The organism is Kitasatospora sp. NPDC058170 (genome assembly GCF_042883905.1).
Classification (GTDB): Bacteria; Actinomycetota; Actinomycetes; order Streptomycetales; family Streptomycetaceae; genus Kitasatospora.
In genome coordinates, this window is sequence record NZ_JBHVUV010000004.1 from 88,221 (window position 1) to 112,201 (window position 23,981).

Sequence of the window (23,981 nt, forward strand, 5' to 3'; positions counted from 1 at the left end):
CGGGGGCGGATGATCACCCCTTCCGGCCACGCTGCGGCCACCGTCCGTCACTTCGCGTGACATCGGTCGATTCACCGGGCACCCGGGCGGGTACCACTGGAAGGCTGATCGCAGCCGGAAAGCACCGGCATCCGCGAGCGCCGGCATCCAGGCCAGGAGAAGCCGATGGACCACACGAACCTCCTCCGGCGACGGGCCGACAGCAGGTCGGCCGTCGAGCCGCCGGAAGCCCTCCCCGGACCGGACCCCTCCCACCTCGGCACCGCGCGCGGCAGCTGCGGCGCGCCCCCGGGTGCGACGATGCGCCCGAGCCCCGCGCCGGGGGACTTCAGCGGGACGCCGCTCCGCGCGAAGGCCCTGGTCGGATCGGTCGACGACCCGCTGGAGCACGAGGCGGACCGGTTGGCCGAGCGCCTGGTCGCGGGCGGCACGCCCGATCATCACGGCGGCGGCGCGGGCGGTACGAGCCACCCGAGTGCCATCGGCGCGGCCGGTCCGAGCGGTCCGGCCGTGCTTCGACGCTGCCCGGGCGCCTGCGGCTGCGGGTCGGAGGACCACGCCCTCCTGCGCTCCCCGGAGACCAGCGGCGCGGGAGGGGCGGGCACGTCACCCGCGCCGGCGGCGGCGACGGCCGTGCTCGGCCAGGCGGGGCGGCCGCTCACCGCGTCGGACCACGCGTTCTTCGAACCCCGTCTGGGCATCGACCTCTCCCGGGTGCGGCTGCACACCGGCCCCACGGCCGACGCGGCGGTGGACGCCGTCCGGGCCAAGGCCTTCACGGTGGGCGAGGACATCGTCCTGGGCAGTCGGCACTGGTCCCCGGGCGCCGCCGCGGACCGCAGGCTGCTGGCGCACGAGCTCGTCCACGTCGCACAGCACCGGCGCGCCCGGTCCGCGACCGCCGCCGGGCCGACGCTCAGGCGCCAGCCCGCCACGGCGGAGGACCTGGGGCGCCGGATCCTGGAGAACGAGCGGAAGCTGGCCGACCAGAGCCTCGCCCCGGAGGAACTGCGCCGACTCAACGCCGAGCGCGACGAACTCCTGGACCAGTACCGCTCGACGGCACGCGGAGGCTCCCCCGCCGCGCCCCGAACCGCTCCGGCAGCCGCTCCGACCGCCGCGCCGACAGGGGCGGCGCGTCCTGCCGCGCAGTCCGTCGAGGAGCAGGTCATCCCGGTGGGGGTGACCTACGAGGTCGTCCGGCCCCTGGCGTACGCACAGCCGTCCGGGCCGGGGTCGGACCAGGACCTGCCGCCGTGGGTGGCGCCCTACCTCTCGGGCGCGTCGACCGCAGCCGGCCAGGGGGTCCAGCGGTACGTGGACCCCCTGCCCGGGAACGTCGCCCCCGGCACCTCGAACGTCTTCACCAGGTTCGTCGGGCCGGGGCGCGGGGAGTTGCGGCCGAGGCTCGGCCAGGCCGGCGACTTCGCGGAGGGGGCCGAGGCCTTCGAACAGTTCAAGCTGCGGGGAGTCGACTACGGCCAGCTGTCGCGGCTGTCCGCGAAGCTGCGGGCCGGCGGCGTCAGCGCGCTCACCCAGGAGGAGGCCGCCCTCCTGCGGACGGTGACCCAGATCCATGCGACGGTGCACGGGGCCACCCCGTCCAGTCCGCTGCTGTCGCTCACCGAACTGGAGCCCGCGGCCGCCGTGAAGGCGCTGCCCCCCGTGGCGACCCAGCGCCTCTACGTCGTGCGGGTGCGGATCGACCCGAACGACGTCATCCGGGTCAACGAGATCCTCAAGCGGACCGGTCGGATCGGGCTCGCGGCCGAGCAGGAGGTGGTGGTCGCGCTGGACCTGGCCGCGGGCTCCGGCGCCCGCGGCCCCGAGATCCTGTCGATCACCGCCAACCAGGCCAAGGGCGCGCCGCTGGCCGGTGCGGCCGGAACGGCCCTGCGCTTCGTGGGGCGCGCCCTGGTGGTGGTCGGCGCCGGGCTGGCGGTGCACGAGGTGGTGACGGCGGAGGGGCCGAACCGCCGGGAGACCCAGGGCCGCGCCGCGGGGAGCTTCGTGGGGGCCACGGCCCTGGGCGCCTTCGGCGCGGGGCTCTGCGTCGGCCTGGGGATCGCGACCGGCGGCATCGCCCTGGCGCTGTGCGGCCTGGGGTTCGGCCTCGCGGGCGCCCTGGGCGGCGGCGCCATCGGCGGCCGGATCGGCCGCGCCTTCGACTAGGCACCGGCACCGCCCTGTCTCAGCTCTGTGGACCGGTCGGCGACCGGTCCACAGAGCTGAGACAGGGCCGGGACAGAGCGGGGGACAACTCTTGCGCGATTCTCCGTACTATGTATAGTGTACTGCGTACGGGATAACCGCCGACGAGAGGCACCTCTTTCATGCAGATCACCGCGTCCGCCGTTTCGCTCACCGTCGAGGACGTCGACGCGTCCTCCGCGTTCCTCCGGAAGCACTTCGGGTTCACCGAGCAGATGGCCGCCGACGGATTCGTCTCACTCGGTCGCGAGGATGCCGGGATGAACGTCATCTACCTGCGACGCGGCCTCGAAGTCCTGCCCGAGGGATTCCGGGACCAGCACGCCGCCGGGCTGATCCTGGCCTTCACCGTCCAGGACCTGGCCGGCGAGGAGGCCCGACTGCACTCCGAAGGGGCCGAGATCACCATGCCGCTGCGCGAGGAGCCCTGGGGTGAGCGGCTGCTCCAGGTCACCGACCCGAACGGGGTGGTGATCCAGCTGGTCGAGTGGGTCCAGCAGTAGGGACACGACAGCGCCCCCGGTCGGCGAACCATCCGACCGGGGGCGCCGTGGCGGGACGCCGTCGACGGTCAGTCGACCGTCCAGGTGTCGCCGCCGGTGAGCAGCGTCGCGAGGTCCCCCGGACCGTGCCGGGTGGCGGCGGTGGCCAGCTGGTCCGCCATCAGCTCGTCGTACACCGGGCGCCGCACGCTGCGCAGCACGCCGATCGGGGTGTGGTGGAGCGTGTCCGCGTCGGCGATCCGGGAGAGCGCGAAGGCCGTCGCCGGACTGTGGGCGTGGGCGTCGTGGACCAGGACGGCGCCCTCGTTCTCCGCCGTGACCGCGGCGACCGACAACTCGCCGTCGGCGCCGCGGAAGACGCCCTGCGAGCGATCGGCGCCGAAGCGGATCGGCTGCCCGTGTTCGAGCCGGATCAGCGCCTCGTCGCGCGTCCCCGGCTCCTTGAGCACCTCGAACGCGCCGTCGTTGAAGATGTTGCAGTTCTGGTAGATCTCCACCAGGGCCGTGCCCTCGTGCTCGGCGGCCGCCCGCAGCACCGCCTGCAGGTGCTGGCGGTCCGAGTCGATCGACCGGGCGACGAACGAGGCCTCCGCCCCGATCGCCAGCGAGAGCGGGTTGAACGGGGCGTCCAGCGAACCCATCGGCGTGGACTTGGTGATCTTTCCGACTTCACTGGTGGGGGAATACTGCCCCTTGGTAAGTCCGTAGATGCGATTGTTGAACAAAAGGATCTTCAGATTCACATTGCGCCGCAGCGCATGAATCAGATGATTCCCGCCGATCGACAGCGCATCGCCGTCACCCGTCACCACCCAGACGCTGAGATCCTGCCGCGCCGACGCCAGTCCGGTGGCGATCGCCGGCGCACGACCGTGGATCGAGTGCACCCCGTAGGTGTTCATGTAGTACGGGAAACGCGAGGAACACCCGATACCGGAGACGAAGACGGTGTTCTCCCGTCTGATCCCCAGCTCCGGCATGAACGCCTGCACCGCGGCCAGGATCGCGTAGTCCCCGCAGCCGGGGCACCAGCGGACCTCCTGGTCGGTCTTGAAGTCCTTGCCGCTCTGCGGCGCCTCGGCCTTCGGCACCAGCTTCAGCGAGGGGAACCGGTCGTCAGTCATCGCTCTCGTCGCCTTCCAGGTTGCCGATAGCCGCCCACAGCACGTCCGCCAACTGCGCCGCCTTGAAGGGGAGTCCGCGCACCTGGTTGTAGGACTGCGCGTCCACCAGGTACTTGGCGCGCAGCAGCAGGGCCAGCTGCCCGAGGTTCATCTCGGGGACGATCACCTTGTCGTAACTCCCCAGCACCGCGCCCAGGTTGGCCGGGAACGGGTTGAGGTTGCGCAGGTGCGTCTGGGCCACCCGGCCGCCGTCCGCCCGGACCCGGCGGACCGCCGCGGTGATCGGGCCGTACGTCGACCCCCAGCCGAGCACCAGCACCCGGGCCTCGCCGCTGGGGTCGTCGACCTCCAGCGCGGGCACCGCGATGCCGTCCACCTTGGCCTGCCGGGTGCGGACCATGAAGTCGTGGTTGGCCGGGTCGTAGCTGATGTTGCCCGTGCCGTCCTGCTTCTCGATGCCGCCGATCCGGTGCTCCAGGCCGGGCGTTCCGGGCACCGCCCACGGACGGGCCAGGGTCTGCGGGTCGCGCTGGTACGGCCAGAAGGAGCCGTCCTCGCGGTTCGGCCCGGTGGCGAAGTCCGGCTCGATCTCCGGGAGTTCGTCGACCTCGGGGATGCGCCACGGCTCGGAGCCGTTGGCCAGGTAGCCGTCCGAGAGCAGGAAGACCGGGGTGCGGTAGGTGACCGCGATCCGGGCCGCCTCCAGCGCCGCGTCGAAGCACTCGGCCGGGGTCGCGGGGGCCACGATCGGCACCGGCGCCTCGCCGTTGCGGCCGAACATCGCCTGCAGCAGGTCCGCCTGCTCGGTCTTGGTCGGCAGGCCGGTGGACGGGCCGCCGCGCTGGATGTCCACCACCAGCAGCGGCAGTTCGAGCGAGACTGCCAGGCCGATGGTCTCGCTCTTCAGCGCCACACCCGGGCCCGAGGTCGTCGTCACGCCGAGCGCCCCGCCGAAGGCCGCGCCGAGCGCCGCGCCGATACCGGCGATCTCGTCCTCGGCCTGGAAGGTGCGCACGCCGAAGTTCTTGTGCCTGCTCAGCTCGTGCAGGATGTCCGAGGCCGGGGTGATCGGGTAGGAGCCGAGGTAGAGCGGTAGCCCGGAGCGGTCGGAGGCGGCGATCAGGCCGTAGGACAGGGCGAGGTTGCCGGAGATGTTGCGGTAGCGGCCCGGGGGGAGCTTGGCCGGCGGTACCTCGTAGGAGACCGCGAAGGTCTCGGTGGTCTCGCCGAAGTTCCAACCCGCCCGGAAGGCACTGATGTTCGCCTCCGCGATCTGCGGCTTGCGGGCGAACTTGGTGCGCAGGAAGGACTCGGTGCCGTGGGTGGGCCGGTGGTACATCCAGGAGAGCAGGCCCAGCGCGAACATGTTCTTGGCCCGCTCGGCGTCCTTGCGGGCCAGGCCGCTCTCCTTGAGCGCCTCCAGGGTCAGCGTGGTCAGCGGCACCTTGTGCAGGTGGTACGCCTCCAGCGAGCCGTCGGTGAGCGGGTCGGCCGGGTAGCCGACCTTGGCCAGCGCGCGCTTGGTGAACTCGTCGGTGTTGACGATGATCTCCGCGCCGCGCGGCAGGTCGGGCAGGTTGGCCTTGAGGGCGGCCGGGTTCATCGCCACCAGGACGTTGGGCGCGTCCCCCGGGGTCAGGATGTCGTGGTCGGCGAAGTGCAGTTGGAAGGACGAGACACCCGGCAGGGTTCCGGCGGGGGCACGGATCTCGGCCGGGAAGTTGGGCAGGGTGGAGAGGTCGTTGCCGAAGGACGCCGTCTCCGAGGTGAAGCGGTCACCGGTGAGCTGCATGCCGTCCCCGGAGTCACCGGCGAAGCGGATGATCACCCGGTCCAGTCTGCGGATCGGCTTGGCGCGCCTGGGCTGCGAAGTGGGCGGCACGGTGGGACCGGAGCGGCCCTCACCGGGCCCGGAGCGGCCTTCGTCGCCGTCCGAGCCGTCCACTGCCTCTGACTGATCGACCTGACTGGTCACTGCCGCGGACCTCCTCGTGGGAACCAGCCGCGGGCGTGAGCCGTGTGCCCCGTCCGCCTGGTGCACCTCTCGCATCCTATGCGGGTACGGATTGCCTGGGACGGAACTACCCCATGCGGCGGGAAATCACCTCCGTATGTCGGTAGAAGGCGAAAAACCCCCGGGCCGATACCGCCCGGGGGTGCTCGCTGTGACCGGTCGATCGGGAACGGCCGACCGGGCACGAATGGTCGGCCGACCGCGAACGGCCGAGCCGTCCGCGGCGGCCGGCCGGCATCCGATCAATGGCCGATCAGTGGTCGATCAGTGGCCGATCGGCGCGCGGCGACCGCACCGGCTAGGAATTCAAATAGGTGAGCACCGCCAGCACCCGGCGGTGGTCCTCGGGGCTCTGGGCCAGGCCGAGCTTGAGGAAGATGTTGCTGACGTGCTTCTCCACCGCGCCGTCCGAGACGACCAGCTGCTTGGCCACCGCCGTGTTGGTGCGGCCCTCGGCCATCAGGCCCAGCACCTCGCGCTCGCGCGGGGTCAGCCCGGCCAGGACGTCGCTCTTGCGGCTGCGGCTGAGCAGCTGCTGGACCACCTCCGGGTCCAGCGCCGTCCCGCCCTGGGCGACCCGGACCACCGCGTCGACGAACTCGCGCACCTCGGCGACCCGGTCCTTCAGCAGGTAGCCGACACCGCGGGTGGAACCGGCCAGCAGCTCGGAGGCGTACCGCTCCTCGACGTACTGCGAGAGCACCAGCACGCCCAGCTCCGGGTAGAGGCCGCGGAGCGTGACGCAGGCGCGCACGCCCTCGTCGGTGTGGGTCGGGGGCATCCGGACGTCCGCCACCACCACGTCGGGGAGCGCGTCGGCGGCGGAGAGCTCGTGGACGGCCTTCAGCAGCGCCTCGCCGTCCCCGACGCCTGCGACGACCTCCAGGCCCCGGTCGGTCAGCAGCCTGGTCAGGCCCTCCCGCAGCAGTACGGAGTCCTCGGCGATGACGACGCGAAGCATGGTGACCTTCCGGTGGGCAGAGCTGACGGGAGTCAGTCTTCCCTACTCACGCACCGGTCGGGCGGCAAAGCCGGACACCGGGGCACGGCCGCCGGAGCGCCCGTCACGGAAGATCACCGGGCCGTCACCGGCGATCACATGGTGCGGATCGCCACCGCGTCGCACAGCCCCTGCAGCGCGGCCTTGGCCGGGCCCTCCGGCAGCGGGTCGAGCAGCGCGCGGGCCTCCTCGGCGTGCCGGAGGGTCTCCCGGCGGGCGTGCTCCAGCGCCGGGTGGCGGCGCAGCAGGCGCAGCGCCTCGGCGTGCAGCCCGTCGTCGGTGAGGTCGAGGGTGAGCAGCTCGCGCAGGCGGTGGTCGGCCGGGTCGGACTCGTCCGCCGGCATCTGCCGGAGCAGCAGGACCGGCAGGGTCGGGACGCCCTCGCGCAGGTCGGTGCCGGGGGTCTTGCCGGACTCGTGGCCGTCGCTGGCGATGTCGAGGACGTCGTCGGCCAGCTGGAAGGCCATGCCGATCCGCTCGCCGTACGCGGCGAGGATGTCGGTCACCCAGGGCTCGGCGCCGGCCATCAGTGCACCGATCCGGCAGGAGACGGCGATCAGCGAGCCGGTCTTGCCGGACAGCACGTCGAGGTAGTGGCGCAGTACGTCGTCGTCCGGGCCGGGGCCCGCGGTCTCCAGGATCTGGCCGGTGACCAGCCGTTCGAACGCGTCGGCCTGGAGCCGGACGGCCTCCGGGCCGAGGTCGGCGAGCACCTGGGAGGCGCGGGAGAAGAGGAAGTCGCCGGTGAGGATGGCGACCGAGTTGTCCCAGCGCGAGTTGGCGCTCGGGGCGCCGCGGCGCACGGGGGCCTCGTCCATGACGTCGTCGTGGTAGAGCGTGGCGAGGTGGGTCAGCTCGACGACGACGGCTGCGGGCACCACGCCGGGCGCGTAGGGGTCGCCGAACTGAGCGGCGAGCATCACCAGCAGCGGACGGAAGCGCTTGCCGCCGGCCTCGATCAGGTGGCTGGCGGTGACGGTGATGAACGGGACGTCGCTCTTCACGGCTTCGTTCAGGGCGGCCTCGACCGCGTCCATCCCGGCCTGGACATCGCGGGTCAGATCGCGGTCCTGCACGCTGAGCCCAAAGGGTCCCACGACGGTCACGAAGACCACTCCTCTGTCCCTGGTCGATCTAGCGGCCTGGTCCCTGAGTGCCGCCGCTGGCCATACAGGCAGGGTATCCGGTCACGAGTGGATCACTGCACGGGCGTGCGGATCCTGTCATGATCGGGCCGGATCGGCTGGTCAGGGCTGGTCCTGGAGACGGCTCGTCCGGGCCGCGCGGATAAGGGCGCGGCCCGGACGGTACGGCGGTGACGGGCACTCGGGGCTCGCGCGGTCCCGGAGGTTCGCGAGGTCCCGGGGGCTCAGCGGACGAAGAGCGAGGCCTTCGACGCCAGGTCGAGGAAGTACTGCGGCAGCAGTCCGAGTCCGAGCGTGACCAGGACCCCGATGCCGATCGCCGTCGCCGTGAAGGCGCTGGGGATCGCGACGGTCGGGCCGCCCGGCTGCGGGTCGGAGAAGAACATCAGCACGATGACCCGGATGTAGAAGAAGGCGGCCACCGCGGAGCTGAGCACACCCACGATCACCAGCGGGGTGGCGCCACCGGCCGCCGCGGCCTGGAAGACCGCGAACTTCCCGGTGAAGCCGGAGGTGAGCGGGATGCCCGCGAAGGCCAGCAGGAACAGCGCGAAGACCGCCGCGACCAGCGGGGAGCGCCGGCCGAGGCCGGCCCAGCTGGAGAGGTGGGTGGCCTCGCCCTTGGAGTCCCGCACCAGGGTGACCACGGCGAAGGCGCCGAGCGTCACGAACGAGTACGCCAGCAGGTAGAACAGCACCGAGCTCAGGCCCTGCTTGCTGGTGGCGATCACCCCGGTCAGGATGAACCCGGCGTGCGCGATGGAGGAGTAGGCGAGCAGCCGCTTCACGTCCTGCTGGGTGACGGCGAGGACGGCGCCGACCACCATGGTGAGGATCGCCACCCCCCACATCACCGGCCGCCAGTCCAGGCGCAGGCCGGGGAAGGCCACGTAGAACAACCGCAGGAACGCGCCGAAGGCCGCCACCTTGGTGGCCGCCGCCATGAAGCCGGTCACCGGAGTGGGGGCGCCCTGGTAGACGTCCGGGGTCCAGGAGTGGAACGGCACCGCGCCGACCTTGAAGAGCAGGCCGACGGACAGCAGCGCCAGTCCGACCAGCAGCAGCGCGTCGTTCTGGGTGGTGTTCAGCAGCGCCGGCGTGGCCAGCGCCTTGCCGGAGATGACGTCCGAGATCTCACCGAGCCGGACGCTGCCCGCGTAGCCGTACAGCAGGGCGGTGCCGAACAGGAAGAACGCCGAGGCGAAGGCGCCGAGCAGGAAGTACTTGACCGCCGCCTCCTGGGAGAGCAGCCGGCGGCGGCGCGCCAGCGCGCAGAGCAGGTAGAGCGGGAGGGAGAAGACCTCCAGCGCGACGAACATCGTCAGCAGGTCGTTGGCCGCGGGGAAGAGGAGCATGCCGCCGACCGCGAACATGGTGAGCGGGAAGACCTCGCTGGTCGCGAAGCCGGCCCGGACCGCGGCGCGCTCCTGCTCGCCGCCGGGGGTGGCGGAGGCCTGTGCGGCGAAGGCGTCGGCCGGCTCACCGCCGGCCTTGGGCTCCAGCTTGCGCTCCGCGTAGGTGAGCACGGCGACCACGGAGGCCAGCAGGATGACGCCCTGGAGGAACAGCGCGGGGCCGTCGAGCGCGACCGAGCCCATGGCGAGCAGGTCGACCTTGGTGGAGCCGTAGCCCTCGGAGGCCAGCACCACCACGGCGACGAACGCCCCGATCAGACCGGTCAGGGCGAGCGTGACCTGGGCCCAGTGCCGGTGCCGGCGGGGCAGGAAGGCCTCCAGCAGGATGCCGGCCACGGCGGCGCCGAACACCACCAGCATCGGGGAGAGCTGCCCGTACTCGACGTGCGGCGCCGGAATGCTGGAGGTGTTGCCCCCTGCGGCGGCGAGCCATCCGGTGGTGCTCACTTGTGGTCACCTCCTGAGGTGGCGGCGACCGGGTGGGCCGGTGCCGGGTCGGTCTCGTGGATCTGCGAGAGCGTCGCGTCCACCGAGGGGTTGACGATGTCGGTGAGCGGCTTCGGGTAGACGCCGAGCAGGACGGTCAGCGCCACCAGCGGGGCGACGACGGCGAGCTCGCGCACCTTGAGGTCCGGCATGCCGCGGACCCCTTCCTTCACCGGGCCGGTCATGGTGCGCTGGTAGAGCACCAGGGCGTACAGCGCGGCCAGCACGATGCCGAAGGTGGCGACGATGCCGAGCGCCGGGTAGCGGGTGAACGTGCCCACCAGCACCAGGAACTCGCTGACGAAGGGCGCCAGTCCGGGCAGTGACAGGGTGGCCAGGCCGCCGATCAGGAACGTCCCGGCGAGGACCGGCGCCACCTTCTGCACGCCGCCGTAGTCGGCGATCAGGCGCGAGCCGCGGCGGGAGATCAGGAAGCCGGCCACCAGCATCCACGCGGCGGTGGAGATGCCGTGGTTGACCATGTACAGGGTGGCTCCGCTCTGGCCCTGGCTGGTCAGCGCAAAGATGCCCATGATGATGAACCCGAAGTGCGAGATCGAGGCGTAGGCGACCAGCCGCTTGATGTCCTTCTGGCCGATGGCCAGCAGGGCGCCGTAGAGGATGCCGATCACCGCGAGCACCATGATCGCCGGACCGAAGGTCTTGGAGGCCTCCGGGAAGAGGCCCAGGCAGAACCGGAGCATCGCGAAGGTGCCGACCTTGTCCACCACGGCGGTGATCAGGACGGCCGTCCCGGCGGTGGACTCGCCCATCGCGTTCGGCAGCCAGGTGTGCAGCGGCCAGAGCGGGGCCTTCACGGCGAAGGCGAAGAAGAAGCCGAGGAACAGCGCCTTCTCGGCGGTGCCGCTGAGCACCAGCCGGCCGTCGGCGATCGCCCCGGTCAGGGTGGGCAGGTCGAAGGTGCCGAAGCCCTGGTCCTGCGCGATCACGTACAGGCCGATCACGGCGGCCAGCATGACCAGGCCGCCGAGCAGGTTGTACAGCAGGAACTTGACCGCCGCGTAGGACCGCTGCCGGGACGACTCCGGGCCGCCGGCCCGGTCCCCGAAGCCGCCGATCAGGAAGTACATCGGGATCAGCATGGCTTCGAAGAAGACGTAGAAGAGGAAGACGTCGGTGGCGTAGAAGGAGACGATCACCATCGCCTCCACCGCCAGGATCAGGGCGAAGAAGCCCTGGGTGCGGCGCCTGTTCTCGAACGTCCCGTCCGGCGCGGCGGGCCCCGGGTCGGCGTCGTGCCAGGAGGCGAGCATGACGACCGGCACCAGCACCGCGGTGAGCAGTGCGAGGACGGCACCGATGCCGTCCACGCCGAGCGCGAAGGTGATGCCGAAGGAGCGGATCCAGCTGTAGGACTCGGTCAGCTGGTAGCGCGCGCCGTCCGGGTCGAAGCGCGCGGTCACCACGGCGGCCAGCGCCAGGGTGACGGCCGAGACGCCCAGGGCGACCACCTTGGTGGTGCGCCGCCGGGCCTCGGTGGAGCCGGCGGGCAGCGCGGCGGTGAGCACCGCGCCGGCCGCCGGGACGGCGCAGGTGGCGGTCAGCAGGGCGCTCATGCGGTACCTCCCTGACGGTCTGTGTTTTTCCTGTCCATCAGACGGACCTCATCAGGAGAGTCGTGGCGACCAGCACCAGCGTGCCGCCGAACATGGAGAGCGCGTACGAGCGGACGTAGCCGTTCTGGATCCGGCGCACCCGGCTGGAGATGCCTCCGATGGCGGCGGCCAGCCCGTTGACCAGGCCGTCCAGGCCCCGGCTGTCGAAGTAGACCAGCGCCGCGGTGAGCGCCGAGCCGGGGCGGACCAGGACGGCGTGGTTGAAGTCGTCCTGGAGGAGGTCCCGGCGGGCGGCCCGGGTGAGCGGGGAGCCGACCGGCGCCACCACGGGGACGGCGGAGCGGCCGTACATCACGTACGCGAGCGCGACGCCGGCCAGCATGCAGGCCGTGGCGAGCAGGGTGACCACCAGCGGGGAGAGCGGCGAGTGGCCCTCGGAATGACCGGTGACCGGCTCCAGCCAGTCGACGAAGGAGCTGTTCAGGACGAACAGTCCGCCGGCGAACACCGAGCCGAAGGCCAGCACGATCATCGGGACGGTCATGCTCTTCGGCGACTCGTGCGGGTGCGGGTCGTGGCCCTCGGCGTCCGGCTGCCAGCGCTTCTCGCCGAAGAAGGTCAGGATCATCACCCGGGTCATGTAGAACGCGGTGACGGCGGCGCCGACCAGGGTGCAGAGGCCGAGGATCCAGCCCTCGGTGCCGCCCTTGGCGAAGGCCGCCTCGATGATCTTGTCCTTGGAGAAGAAGCCGGACAGCCCCGGGAAGCCGATGATGGCGAGGTAGCCGAGCCCGAAGGTGACGAAGGTGATCGGCATGTACTTGCGCAGGCCGCCGAAGTGACGCATGTTCACCTCGTCGTTCATGCCGTGCATGACCGATCCGGCGCCGAGGAACAGGCCGGCCTTGAAGAAGCCGTGCGTCACCAGGTGCATGATCGCGAAGGCGTAGCCGATCGGGCCGAGCCCCGCCGCCAGGATCATGTAGCCGATCTGCGACATGGTCGAGCCGGCCAGCGCCTTCTTGATGTCGTCCTTGGCGCAACCGACGATCGCACCGAACAGCAGCGTCACCGCACCGACCACCACCACGGCGGTCTGTGCGTCCGGCGCCAGGTTGAAGATCGCACCGGAGCGGGTGATCAGGTAGACGCCGGCGGTCACCATGGTGGCCGCGTGGATCAGGGCCGAGACCGGGGTCGGGCCCTCCATGGCGTCCCCGAGCCAGGACTGCAGCGGCACCTGGGCGGACTTGCCGCAGGCCGCCAGCAGCAGCATCAGCGCGATCGCGGTCAGCTTGCCCTCGCTCGCCTGGCCCGCGGCCCCGGCCGCCCCCTCCGAGCCGAGGATCGGCTCGAAGGCGAAGGAGCCGAACTCCACGAACATCAGCATGATCGCGATGGACAGGCCCATGTCGCCGACCCGGTTGACGATGAACGCCTTCTTGGCGGCCGTCGCGGCACTCGGCTTGTGCTGCCAGAACCCGATCAGCAGGTACGAGGCGAGGCCCACGCCCTCCCAGCCGACGTACAGCAGGAGGTAGTTGTCGGCCAGCACCAGCAGCAGCATGGCCGCCAGGAACAGGTTCAGGTACGCGAAGAAGCGGCGCCGGCGCTCGTCGTGCGCCATGTAGCCCACCGAGTAGAGGTGGATCAGGGTGCCGACGCCGGAGATCAGCAGGACGAAGGTGACGGACAACTGGTCGAGCTGGAACGCCACGTCGGCCTGGAAGCCGTTCACCGGGATCCAGCTGAACAGGTGCTCGGTGACGGCCCGTTGGTCGGCGTCACGGCCCAGCATGTCGAAGAAGAGTGCCAGGCCGAAGCCGAAGGACAGCGCGGCGAGCGCGGTGGCCAGCCAGTGGCCGAACCGGTCGAAGGCGCGGCCGCCGAGCAGCAGCAGGGCGGCGCCGGCCAGCGGGGCTGCCACGAGCAGCGGAATGAGAGAGTTCACCGAAGGCCCTCCGCCTACAGCTTCATCAGGTTGCTGTCATCGACCGAAGCCGAGTGCCTGGTCCGGAAGATGGACACGATGATGGCGAGGCCGACGACGACCTCGGCCGCCGCGACCACCATGGTGAAGAACGCGATGATCTGGCCGTCCAGGTTGCCGTGCAGCCGGGAGAAGGTGACCAGGGCCAGGTTCGAGGCGTTGAGCATCAGCTCGACGCACATGAACAGCACGATCGCATTGCGCCGGATCAGCACGCCGGAGGCGCCGATGGTGAACAACAGGGCGGAGAGATAAAGGTAGTTGACCGGATTCACTCCGCCCCCTCCTCATGGTTGGCAGGCCCGGACGTGCCGTTCGGCACCGGCTCCAGCGACTTGCGCGGCCCGGTGACCGGCGGCCGCTCGGACCGCGGCCGGCCCAGCCAGTCGGCGGTGGTGGCCTCCAGCTCGGCCATCCGCTGGAGCATCTCCTGGCTGACGTCGCGGATCTGGCCGCGCTCGCGCAGGGTCTCCATCACCGAGTCCTCGGCGATGGTGCCGTCCGGCAGCAGGCCGGGGATGTCCACCGCGTTGTGCCGGGCGTACACGCCGGGGGCGGGCAGCGGCGGCAGCTGGATGTTGTCCATGACCCGCTGGGCGGCCAGCTCGCGCTGGGTCTTCGGGGCCTTCACGTGCTCGCGGTGGGTCAGCACCATGGCGCCGATCGCCGCGGTGATCAGCAGCGCGCCGGTGACCTCGAAGGCCCAGACGTACTTGGTGAAGATCAGCCGGGCCAGGCCCTGGACGTTGCCCTCGGCGTTGGCCTCGGCCAGACCCGAGAAGGTGTCCAGCCTGGCGTTGGCGATGCCCGCGATCAGCAGGACGCCGAACCCGAGCCCGCACAGCAGGGCGGCGAACCGCTGCCCCTTCAGCTGCTCCTTCAGCGAGTCCGCGCTGGTGACGCCGACCAGCATCACCACGAACAGGAACAGCATCATGATCGCGCCGGTGTAGACGACGATCTGCACCACGCCCAGGAACACCGCGCCCTCGGCCATGTAACAGACCGCCAGGGCGAGCATCGTGGCGGCCAGGCAGAGCGCGCTGTGCACGGCCTTGCGCATCAGCAGCATGCCCAGCGCGCCGCCGACGGCGATCACCGCGAGCACCCAGAACTGGACGGCCTCCCCGGTCGAGGTGGTTCCGGTGGCCGCGAGGGTCATGGCGGTCACTGCTGCACCTCCGGCTCCCGGTCGGAACGCTCCTGCTGCACGGTGCCCGGCGCGGCCGCGGTGATCTCGCCACGGTAGTAGGCGCCCTCGTCGGCGCCCGGGTAGTACGCGTGCGGGGAGTCGACCATGCCCTCGGAGAGGCCGACCAGCAGCTGCTCCTTGGTGAAGATCAGGTCCCGGCGCGAGGAGTCCGCCAGCTCGTACTCGTTGGTCATGGTCAGCGCGCGGGTCGGGCAGGCCTCGATGCAGAGCCCGCACAGGATGCAGCGGGCGTAGTTGATCTGGTAGACCGCGCCGTACCGCTCGCCGGGCGAGAAGCGCTCCTCGTCCCGGTTGTCGGCACCCTCCACGTAGATCGCGTCGGCCGGGCACGCCCAGGCGCACAGCTCGCAGCCGACGCACTTCTCCAGGCCGTCCGGGTGCCGGTTCAGCTGGTGGCGACCGTGGAAGCGCGGGGCGGTGGGCTTCTTCTGCTCCGGGTACTGCTCGGTGAGCCGCTTCTTGAACATGGCCTTGAAGGTCACGCCGAAGCCGGCGGCCGGGCCGAGAATCGATGGGCTTGCAGTTGAATCAGGCGCAGTCGGCTCGTCGGACGACATCTCGGTTCAGCTCCCTTCGGAATGGTCGGCCCCGTTGAGGGCGTCCTGGAGTTGCTTCGGGGCGCGGCTTCGCCGGCGCGGGACGGGCGGGAGCTGCTGTCCGGGCAGCGGCGGCACCGGGTAGCCGCCCGCCATCGGGTCGAACTCCCCGCTGGGCGCGGCCTCCTCCTCCGGCTCGGGCTTGCGCCGCAGGAAGTCCCGCAGCAGGGCGAGCAGCAGGATCGCGGCGACCGGCGCACCGACGTACAGCACCACCTCGCCGAAGTCGTAGCCCTCGTTGCGCAGGGCGCGGACACTGGCCACCATCACCAGCCAGACCAGCGAGACCGGGATCAGGACCTTCCAGCCGAGCTTCATGAACTGGTCGTAGCGCAGCCGGGGCAGGGTGCCGCGCAGCCAGATGAAGAAGAACAGCAGGAGCTGGATCTTCAGGATGATCCAGAGCATCGGCCACCAGCCGTGGTTGGCCCCCTCCCAGAAGGTGGAGACCGGCCAGGGGGCCCGCCAGCCGCCCAGGAAGAGCGTGGAGGCGACGGCCGAGACGGTGACCATGTTGACGTACTCGGCCAGCATGAACATCGCGAACTTCAGCGAGGAGTACTCGGTGTTGAAGCCGCCGACCAGCTCGCCCTCGGCCTCCGGAAGGTCGAACGGCGCCCGGTTGGTCTCGCCGACCATCGCGATGATGTAGACGATGAAGGACACCGGCAGCAGCACCGCGAACCAGGTGGGCTGCTGCGAGGAGACGATCTCCGAGGTGGACATCGAGCCCGAGTAGATGAACACCGCCGCGAAGGACAGGCCCATCGCGATCTCGTAGCTGATCATCTGCGCGGACGAACGCAGCCCGCCGAGCAGCGGGTAGGTCGAGCCGGAGGACCAGCCGGCCAGCACGATGCCGTAGATGCCGACCGAGGCGGTGGCCAGGATGTACAGCAACGCCACCGGGAAGTCGGTGAGTTGCAGCGGCGTCCGGGTGCCGAAGACGGACACCTCGTCACCGGCCGGGCCGAACGGGATCACCGCGAAGGCCATGAACGCGGGGATGGCGCAGACGATCGGGGCCAGGATGTAGACCGCCTTGTCGGCGCCCTTGACCACCAGGTCTTCCTTGAGCGCCAGCTTCACCCCGTCGGCGAGCGACTGCAGCAGGCCCCACGGGCCGTGCCGGTTGGGCCCGATGCGCAGCTGCATCCAGGCCACCACCTTGCGCTCCCAGACGATCGCGATCAGCACCGTGCCGACCAGGAAGGCGAAGCAGAAGACCGCCTTGAGCAGGACCAGCCACCAGGGGTCGCGGCCGAAGAAGCCCAGGGTCTCGTACGCGGCGAGGTTCACTGCTCCCCCTCGGTGCTCGTGGCGGCCGTCTTCGCCGCGGCGTCGACGGTGGTGGTGGTGCCGGTGGTTCCGGCGGTGGTTCCGGCGGCCCGGCCCGGGTCGGCGGCGATCGTTTCGGCAGCGATCGTTTCGGCGGCGATGGTGTCGGCGGCGATGGTGACCAGGTGGCCGACCGTGGTGCCGAGTGCGCGGTACGCCCCGCCCGGGGTGGAGTTCAGCGGGATCCAGACCGTGCGGTCGGGGATGTCCTCGCCGATCTCCAGCGGCAGGGTGAGCGAGCCGGCCGGCCCGGTCAGCCGCAGCGCCGCGGTGGCACCGGGCTCCTCGAGGCCGGTCTCGCCGGCGCCGATCTCCTTCGCGGTGACCGGGGAGATCCGGGCGACCGCCGGGTGCCGGGTGCCGGCCAGGTGCGGATCGCCCTGCTGGAGCGAGCCCTCGTCCAGCAGCAGGCGCCAACCCGCCAGGACCGCCTGGCCGGTGGCCGGCCGGGGCAGCAGCCCGGGGTGCGCGGCGGGGGCGGTGGACCGGTCGCCGGTCCACGGCGCGAAACCGTCCAGCTCCAGCCGGGCGGCCCGGACGTCGGGCAGGCCGAGCCGGTGGCCCAGCGCGTCCGCCAGCATGTTCAGCACCCGCAGGTCCGGGTGGAGGTGGCGGCCCATCTGCTGGTCGGGCTTGAGCGCGGCCTCGAACATCCGCACCCTGCCCTCCCAGTCCAGGAAGGTCCCGGCCTTCTCGGTCACCGCCGCCACCGGCAGCACCACGTCGGCCTGCGCGGTGACGGCGGACGGGCGCAGCTCCAGGGAGACCACGAAGCCGACCCCGGCCAGCGCCTCCTCGGCGAGCACCGGATCCGGCAGGTCGTCCGGATCGACACCGCCGACCAGCAGGGCGTCCAGGTCACCCGCGGCGGCGGCCGCCAGGATCTGGTCGGTGTCCCGGCCGAGCCGGGCCGGGAGCTCGGCCACCCCCCAGGCCGCGGCGGCCTCGGCCCGGGCGGCCGGAGCGGAGACCGGGCGGCCGCCGGGTAGCAGCCCGGGCAGCGCGCCGGCCTCGACGGCGCCGCGCTCACCGGCCCGGCGCGGGATCCAGGCGAGCCGGGCGCCGGTGGAGTGCGCGAGGCGCAGCGCGGCGGTCAGCGCGCCGGGGGCGGCGGCCAGCCGCTCGCCGGCCAGGATCACGGCGCCGGGGGTGCGCAGCAGCGCGGCGGCGCGGCCCGCGTCGTCGTTCAGCGGCTCGTCGGAGGCGAGGGCGGCCAGCCACTCGGCCTCGGTGCCGGGGGCGGCCGGCAGCAGCGCGCCGCGCAGCTTGGCCAGGCCCCGGGAGCCGTGCGCGGCGATCGAGAACACCTTGAGGCCGCTGGCCCGGGTGGCCTTGCGCAGCCGCAGGAAGGCGATCGGCGACTCCTCCTCGGGCTCGAAGCCCGCGAGCAGCACGGCCGGTGCGCCCTCCAGTTCGTCGTAGGTGACGCCCTCGCCGTCGAGGTCGACGCCCCGGCCGGCGACGGCGGCGGCCAGGAAGTCCGCCTCCTCACCGCTGTGCGGGCGGGACCGGAAGTCCACGTCGTTGGTGCCGAGCACCACCCGGGCGAACTTGGCGTACGCGTAGGCGTCCTCGACGGTGACCCGGCCTCCGGTGAGCACCCCGGTGCGGGCGCCGCGCAGGCCCTCGGCGGCCTTCGCCAGCGCCTCCGGCCAGGAGGCGGGCACGAGCTCGCCGTTCTCGCGGACCAGGGGGGTGGTGATCCGGTCGCGCTGCTGCGCGTACCGGAAGGCGAACCGGCCCTTGTCGCAGTTCCACTCCTCGTTCACCGCCGGGTCCTCGCCCGCCAGGCGCCGCAGCACCTTGCCGCGCCGGTGGTCGGTGCGCTGCGCGCACCCCGCGGAGCAGTGCTCGCAGACGCTCGGCGAGGAGACCAGGTCGAACGGGCGGGAGCGGAAACGATAAGCCGCCGAGGTGAGCGCGCCGACCGGGCAGATCTGGATGGTGTTGCCGGAGAAGTAGGAGTCGAGCGGCTCCGCGTCCCCGATGCCGACCTGCTGCAGGGCACCGCGCTCGATCAGGTCGATGAACGGGTCCCCGGCGATCTGCTGCGAGAACCGGGTACAGCGGGCGCAGAGCACGCAGCGCTCGCGGTCCAGCAGCACCTGGGTGCTCAGCGGGATCGGCTTCTCGTACGTCCGCTTCATCCCCTCGAAGCGGGAGTCGACCTCGCCGGTGGACATCGCCTGGTTCTGCAGCGGGCACTCGCCGCCCTTGTCGCAGACCGGGCAGTCCAGCGGGTGGTTGATCAGCAGCAGCTCCATCACGCCGCGCTGCGCCTTCTCGGCGACCGGCGAGCTGACCTGCGTCCGGACCACCATGCCCTCGGCGACCGGGATGGTGCACGAGGCGACGGGCTTGCGCTGACCCTCGATCTCGACGATGCACTGCCGGCAGGCGCCGGCCGGGTCGAGCAGCGGGTGGTCGCAGAAGCGCGGGATCTGGGTGCCGATCTGCTCGGCGGCCCGGATCACCAACGTCCCCTTGGGGACCTGCACTTCGATGCCGTCGATGGTGAGCGTGACCAGTTCGACCGCTGCCTTGGAGGTGGATGGCTCTGTGATCGTCACGCGTGCACCTCCCTTTCGGTGGCGGACTGGTGGCCGGGGCGGGGGCCGTCGGCCCAGACGGTGGAGGCGGTCGGGTCGAACGGGCAGCGCCGCTCGGCGAGGTGCTGCTCGTACTCGGCCCGGAAGTGCTGGAGTGAGGAGACGATCGGGCTCGCCGCGCCGTCGCCCAGGGCGCAGAAGGACTTGCCGTTGATGTTGTCGGCGATGTCCAGGAGCTTCTCCAGGTCCCCGTCGACGCCCTCGCCGGACTCGATCCGCTTCAGCAGCTGGACCAGCCAGTACGTCCCCTCGCGGCACGGGGTGCACTTGCCGCAGGACTCGTGGGCGTAGAACTCCGTCCAGCGGGTGACGGCCCGCACCACGCAGGTGGTCTCGTCGAAGACCTGCAGGGCCTTGGTGCCAAGCATCGACCCGGCCGCGCCGACGCCCTCGTAGTCGAGCGGGACGTCGAGGTGCTCGTCGGTGAACATCGGGGTGGAGGAGCCGCCCGGGGTCCAGAACTTGAGCCGGTGACCGGCCCGGATGCCGCCGCTGATGTCGAGCAGCTGGCGCAGGGTGATGCCGAGCGGGGCCTCGTACTGGCCGGGGTTGGTGACGTGGCCGGAGAGCGAGTAGAGCGTGAAGCCGGGGGACTTCTCGGTGCCCAGGCTCTTGAACCACTCCTTGCCGCGCGCCAGGATCGGCGGCACCGAGGCGATCGACTCGACGTTGTTGACGACGGTCGGGCAGGCGTAGAGCCCGGCGATGGCCGGGAACGGCGGCCGCAGTCGCGGCTGGCCGCGGCGGCCCTCCAGCGAGTCCAGCAGCGCCGTCTCCTCGCCGCAGATGTAGGCGCCGGCGCCCGCGTGCACGGTGATGTCGAGGTCGATGCCGGAGCCCAGGATGTCCCTGCCGAGCAGCCCGGCCCGGTAGGCCTCGGCGACCGCCGCCTGCAGCCGGCGCAGCACCGGGACGACCTCGCCGCGCAGGTAGATGAAGGCGTGGTCGCAGCGGATCGCGTACGAGGCGATGATCATGCCCTCGATCAGCGAGTGCGGGTTGGCGAACAGCAGCGGGATGTCCTTGCAGGTGCCCGGCTCGGACTCGTCCGCGTTGACCACCAGGTAGTGCGGCTTCCCGTCGTTCTGCGGAATGAACTGCCACTTCATGCCGGTGGGGAAGCCGGCCCCGCCGCGGCCGCGCAGACCGGAGTCCTTGACCAGGGCGATCACGTCGTCCGGGGGCATGGCGAGGGCGGCCGTCAGGCCCTCGTACCCGCCGTGGCGGCGGTAGGTGGCGAGCGTCCAGGGCCGGCTGTCGTCCCAGGAGGCGGAGAGCACGGGGGTGAGCAGCTTCTCGGCCGGCTCGGCGGAGGTCATCACGCTTCGGTCCCTTCGTGGCGGGGCGAGACGACCTTGGTGCCGCCGGTGCCGGGCAGGGCCTCGCCCTTGGCCAGGCGCAGGCCCGCGAGCGAGGGCGCACCGCCCACGCCGGACTCGTCCACCGCACCGGGGCGCTCGTCGGGGAAGCCGGCCAGGATGCGGGCGGACTCCTTGAAGCTGCAGAGCCGGGCACCGCGGGTGGGCCGGACCTCCTGGCCCGCCCGCAGGTCGTCGACCAGCCGCTTGGCGCTCTCGGGGGTCTGGTCGTCGAAGAACTCCCAGTTGACCATCACCACGGGGGCGTAGTCGCAGGCCGCGTTGCACTCGATGTGCTCGATCGAGATCTCGCCGTCCTCGGTGGTCTCGTTGTTGCGGATCCCGAGGTGCTGCTGGAGCTCGTCGAAGATCTGGTCGCCGCCGAGCACCGCGCAGAGGGTGTTGGTGCACACTCCGACGTGGTACTTCCCGGCGGGCCGGCGCCGGTACATGGTGTAGAAGGTGGCCACGGCGGTGACCTCGGCGGTGGTGAGGTCCAACTGCTCGGCGCAGAACCGGATGCCGGTCGGGCTGACGAAGCCCTCCTCGGCCTGCACCAGGTGCAGCAGCGGCAGCAGCGCGGACCGGGCCACCGGGTAGCGGCCGATCAACTCCCGGGCGTCCGCGGCCAGGCGGGTGTGCACCTCCTCGGGGTACGGCCTGGCCGGCAGCGCCGGCATCCCCAACTGGACGTCTGTCACCGGTCCACGCCTCCCATCACCGGGTCGATCCCGGCCACCGCGACGATCACGTCGGCCACCTGGCCGCCCTCGCACATCGCCGCCATCGTCTGCAGATTGGTGAACGACGGATCCCGGAAGTGGACCCGGTACGGGCGCGTCCCGCCGTCGCTGACCACGTGCACGCCGAGCTCGCCCTTGGGTGACTCGACCGCCGAGTACGCCTGCCCGACCGGGACCCGGAAGCCCTCGGTGACCAGCTTGAAGTGGTGGATCAGGGCCTCCATCGAGGTGCCCATGATCTTGCGGATGTGGTCGAGCGAGTTGCCCATCCCATCCGGGCCGACGGCCAGTTGGGCCGGCCAGGCGATCTTCTTGTCCGCCACCATGACCGGGCCCGGGCGCAGCCGGTCCAGGCACTGCTCGACGATCCGCAGCGACTGCCGCATCTCCTCCAGCCGGATCAGGAAGCGGGCGTAGGAGTCGGCGCCGTCGGCGATCGCCACCTCGAAGTCGTAGTCCTCGTAGCCGCAGTACGGGTCCGTCTTGCGCAGGTCGTGCGGCAGGCCGGTGGCCCGCAGGATCGGGCCGGTCGCGCCGAGGGCCAGGCAGCCGGGCAGGTCCAGGAAGCCGACGTCGACCAGGCGGGCCTTGAACACCGGGTTGCCGGTGGCGAGCTTGTCGTACTCGTGCATCCGCGAGCGGAGCGTCTTCACCGCCTCGCGGATCTGGTCGACGGCGCCGGGCGGCAGGTCCTGGGCGAGGCCGCCGGGGCGGACGTACGCGTGGTTCATCCGCAGGCCGGTGACCAGCTCGAAGACGTCCAGGATCAGCTCGCGGTCCCGGAAGCCGTAGATCATCAGGGTGGTGGAGCCGATCTCCATACCGCCGGTGGCCAGGCAGACCAGGTGCGAGGAGATCCGGTTGAGCTCCATCATCAGGACCCTGATGACGTTCGCGCGCTCGGGGACGTCGTCGGTAATCCCGAGCAGCTTCTCGACCGCCAGGCAGTAGGCGGTCTCGTTGAACAGCGGGGTCAGGTAGTCCATCCGGGTCACGAAGGTGGTGCCCTGGACCCAGCTGCGGAACTCCATGTTCTTCTCGATGCCGGTGTGGAGGTAGCCGATGCCGCAGCGGGCCTCCTTCACCGTCTCGCCGTCGATCTCCAGGATCAGGCGCAGCACGCCGTGGGTGGACGGGTGCTGGGGGCCCATGTTGACGATGATGCGCTCGTCGTCGGCGCGGCCGACGGCCTCGACCACCTCGCCCCAGTCGCCGCCGGTGACCGTGAAGACCCGGCCCTCGGTGGTCTCGCGGGGCTGCGCCTCTTCGTAGTGCGCGGCCTGCTCGTGTTGAGTGGTCATCAGCTGTACGACCTCCGCTGGTCGGGCGCCGGGATCTGGGCGCCCTTGTACTCGACGGGGATGCCACCGAGCGGGTAGTCCTTGCGCTGCGGGTGACCCAGCCAGTCGTCCGGCATCATGATCCGGGTGAGGGCCGGGTGGCCCTCGAAGACCAGACCGAAGAAGTCGTAGGCCTCGCGCTCGTGCCAGTCGTTGGTCGGGTAGACGCTCACCACGGACGGGATGCGCGGGTCGGCGTCCGGCGCGGTGACCTCCAGCCGCAGCAACCGGCCGTGGGTGATCGAGCGCAGGTGGTAGACCGCGTGGAGCTCGCGGCCCTTGTCGCCCGGGTAGTGCACACCGCTCACCCCGAGGCAGAGCTCGAAGCGGAGCGCCGGGTCGTCGCGCAGGGTGCGGGCGGTCCCCAGCAGGTGCTCGCGGGCGATGTGGAAGGTGAGCTCGGAGCGGTCGACGACGGTCTTCTCGATGACGTCCGACGGGTCGAGCCCCTGCTCCTCCAGCGCCCCCTCCAGCTCGTCCGCCACCTCGTCGAACCACCCGCCGTAGGGGCGTTCGCTGGCGGACGGCAGCGCGATCGGGGCGGCCAGGCCGCCGAACCCGGAGGTGTCGCCGCTGTCCTGGGCACCGAACATGCCCTGGCGGCGGCCGACCACCTCGACCGGGATCTCCTTGCGCGAGGCGGGGACGCCCTCGGCGGTCGGGGTGCCTTCCGCGTTCGGGGTGCTGTCGGCGCCTGGTGTCTTCCTGGCGCCCGGCGTGTTCTTGGCGCCCGGTGTGTTCTCCGAGGTCATCGCAGCTGCCCCCGAATCTCGCTGACCGGGGTGGCCTGGAGTGCCAGCGCCTCGCCCAGCTCCTCGGCCCGGCGCCTGTTCACGCCCAGCGGCTCGTGCTGGATCTTGTCGTGCAGCTTCAGGATGGCGTCCATCAGCATCTCCGGGCGGGGCGGACAGCCGGGCAGGTAGATGTCCACCGGAACGATGTGGTCGACGCCCTGCACGATCGCGTAGTTGTTGAACATCCCGCCCGACGAGGCGCAGACGCCCATCGAGATGACCCACTTCGGGTTGGGCATCTGGTCGTACACCTGACGCAGCACCGGGGCCATCTTCTGGCTCACCCGCCCTGCCACGATCATCAGATCGGCCTGCCGGGGGGAGCCCCGGAACACCTCCATGCCGAACCGGGCCAGGTCGTAGCGACCGGCTCCGGTGGTCATCATCTCGATCGCGCAGCAGGCCAGCCCGAAGGTGGCCGGGAAGAGCGACGCCTTGCGCACCCAGCCGGCGGCCGTCTCCACGCTCGTGAGCAGAAAGCCGCTCGGCAGCTTCTCCTCGATTCCCATCAGATCCCTCTCAATG

At 71.3% G+C, this 23,981-nt stretch carries 19 protein-coding genes; 2 read left to right on the forward strand and 17 right to left on the reverse strand.

What is annotated here, in order from left to right:
* Positions 1 to 165 precede the first annotated feature (165 nt).
* Entirely contained in the window at positions 166 to 2,172 is a 2,007-nt protein-coding gene (locus ACFVVX_RS06505) for a DUF4157 domain-containing protein (protein ID WP_387942073.1), read from the forward strand.
* Between the two features lie 161 nt (positions 2,173 to 2,333).
* Positions 2,334 to 2,714 (forward strand): VOC family protein, encoded by a 381-nt coding sequence (locus tag ACFVVX_RS06510; protein ID WP_387942075.1) that lies wholly within the window; start codon positions 2,334 to 2,336, stop codon positions 2,712 to 2,714.
* 68 nt (positions 2,715 to 2,782) lie between these two features.
* On the opposite strand, the gene ACFVVX_RS06515 is transcribed toward ACFVVX_RS06510, so the two are convergent.
* From ACFVVX_RS06515 to ACFVVX_RS06595, 17 genes are all read right to left on the reverse strand, one after another.
* Complete coding sequence (locus ACFVVX_RS06515; RefSeq protein ID WP_387942077.1) at positions 2,783 to 3,838, reverse strand: 2-oxoacid:ferredoxin oxidoreductase subunit beta; 1,056 nt, start codon at positions 3,836 to 3,838, stop codon at positions 2,783 to 2,785.
* Positions 3,831 to 5,813 carry a 2-oxoacid:acceptor oxidoreductase subunit alpha gene (locus ACFVVX_RS06520; protein WP_387942079.1) on the reverse strand — a complete coding sequence of 661 codons (1,983 nt, stop codon included), beginning with the start codon at positions 5,811 to 5,813 and terminating at the stop codon, positions 3,831 to 3,833. The genes ACFVVX_RS06515 and ACFVVX_RS06520 overlap by 8 nt, the downstream gene beginning before the upstream one ends.
* A 337-nt stretch (positions 5,814 to 6,150) precedes the next feature.
* The gene (locus tag ACFVVX_RS06525) at positions 6,151 to 6,813 is read right to left on the reverse strand and encodes a response regulator (RefSeq protein ID WP_387942081.1); all 663 of its coding nucleotides are present in this window, start codon (positions 6,811 to 6,813) and stop codon (positions 6,151 to 6,153) included.
* 134 nt (positions 6,814 to 6,947) lie between these two features.
* Complete coding sequence (locus tag ACFVVX_RS06530; RefSeq protein WP_387942083.1) at positions 6,948 to 7,958, reverse strand: polyprenyl synthetase family protein; 1,011 nt, start codon at positions 7,956 to 7,958, stop codon at positions 6,948 to 6,950.
* Positions 7,959 to 8,221: 263 nt separating this feature from the next.
* On the reverse strand, positions 8,222 to 9,859 hold the full coding sequence (gene nuoN / locus ACFVVX_RS06535) for an NADH-quinone oxidoreductase subunit NuoN (RefSeq protein WP_387942085.1): 1,638 nt from the start codon (positions 9,857 to 9,859) through the stop codon (positions 8,222 to 8,224).
* Positions 9,856 to 11,475: an NADH-quinone oxidoreductase subunit M gene (locus tag ACFVVX_RS06540; protein WP_387942087.1), complete on the reverse strand. Its 1,620-nt coding sequence runs from the start codon at positions 11,473 to 11,475 to the stop codon at positions 9,856 to 9,858. Before ACFVVX_RS06540 ends, nuoN begins: the two co-directional genes overlap by 4 nt.
* A 37-nt stretch (positions 11,476 to 11,512) precedes the next feature.
* A complete protein-coding gene (gene nuoL / locus ACFVVX_RS06545) occupies positions 11,513 to 13,426 on the reverse strand; it encodes an NADH-quinone oxidoreductase subunit L (protein WP_387942089.1) in 1,914 nt (637 codons plus the stop codon).
* Positions 13,427 to 13,440: 14 nt separating this feature from the next.
* Positions 13,441 to 13,740 (reverse strand): NADH-quinone oxidoreductase subunit NuoK, encoded by a 300-nt coding sequence (gene nuoK, locus ACFVVX_RS06550; protein WP_209412994.1) that lies wholly within the window; start codon positions 13,738 to 13,740, stop codon positions 13,441 to 13,443.
* The gene (locus ACFVVX_RS06555) at positions 13,737 to 14,627 is read right to left on the reverse strand and encodes an NADH-quinone oxidoreductase subunit J (RefSeq protein WP_387942521.1); all 891 of its coding nucleotides are present in this window, start codon (positions 14,625 to 14,627) and stop codon (positions 13,737 to 13,739) included. Before ACFVVX_RS06555 ends, nuoK begins: the two co-directional genes overlap by 4 nt.
* 5 nt (positions 14,628 to 14,632) lie before the next feature.
* Complete coding sequence (gene nuoI, locus ACFVVX_RS06560; RefSeq protein ID WP_387942091.1) at positions 14,633 to 15,235, reverse strand: NADH-quinone oxidoreductase subunit NuoI; 603 nt, start codon at positions 15,233 to 15,235, stop codon at positions 14,633 to 14,635.
* A gap of 6 nt (positions 15,236 to 15,241) precedes the next feature.
* Positions 15,242 to 16,573, reverse strand: a complete 1,332-nt coding sequence (nuoH, locus tag ACFVVX_RS06565) for an NADH-quinone oxidoreductase subunit NuoH (RefSeq protein ID WP_387942093.1) — start codon at positions 16,571 to 16,573, stop codon at positions 15,242 to 15,244.
* Positions 16,570 to 19,182: an NADH-quinone oxidoreductase subunit G gene (locus ACFVVX_RS06570; protein WP_387942095.1), complete on the reverse strand. Its 2,613-nt coding sequence runs from the start codon at positions 19,180 to 19,182 to the stop codon at positions 16,570 to 16,572. The genes nuoH and ACFVVX_RS06570 overlap by 4 nt, the downstream gene beginning before the upstream one ends.
* Positions 19,179 to 20,540: an NADH-quinone oxidoreductase subunit NuoF gene (gene nuoF, locus ACFVVX_RS06575; protein ID WP_387942097.1), complete on the reverse strand. Its 1,362-nt coding sequence runs from the start codon at positions 20,538 to 20,540 to the stop codon at positions 19,179 to 19,181. The genes ACFVVX_RS06570 and nuoF overlap by 4 nt, the downstream gene beginning before the upstream one ends.
* A complete protein-coding gene (nuoE, locus tag ACFVVX_RS06580) occupies positions 20,540 to 21,280 on the reverse strand; it encodes an NADH-quinone oxidoreductase subunit NuoE (RefSeq protein WP_387942099.1) in 741 nt (246 codons plus the stop codon). Before nuoE ends, nuoF begins: the two co-directional genes overlap by 1 nt.
* On the reverse strand, positions 21,277 to 22,623 hold the full coding sequence (locus tag ACFVVX_RS06585; protein ID WP_387942101.1) for an NADH-quinone oxidoreductase subunit D: 1,347 nt from the start codon (positions 22,621 to 22,623) through the stop codon (positions 21,277 to 21,279). The genes nuoE and ACFVVX_RS06585 overlap by 4 nt, the downstream gene beginning before the upstream one ends.
* Positions 22,623 to 23,414, reverse strand: coding sequence for an NADH-quinone oxidoreductase subunit C (locus tag ACFVVX_RS06590; protein WP_387942103.1), 792 nt, complete (start codon positions 23,412 to 23,414; stop codon positions 22,623 to 22,625). Before ACFVVX_RS06590 ends, ACFVVX_RS06585 begins: the two co-directional genes overlap by 1 nt.
* Positions 23,411 to 23,965, reverse strand: a complete 555-nt coding sequence (locus tag ACFVVX_RS06595) for a NuoB/complex I 20 kDa subunit family protein (protein WP_387942105.1) — start codon at positions 23,963 to 23,965, stop codon at positions 23,411 to 23,413. Before ACFVVX_RS06595 ends, ACFVVX_RS06590 begins: the two co-directional genes overlap by 4 nt.
* Positions 23,966 to 23,981 lie beyond the last annotated feature (16 nt).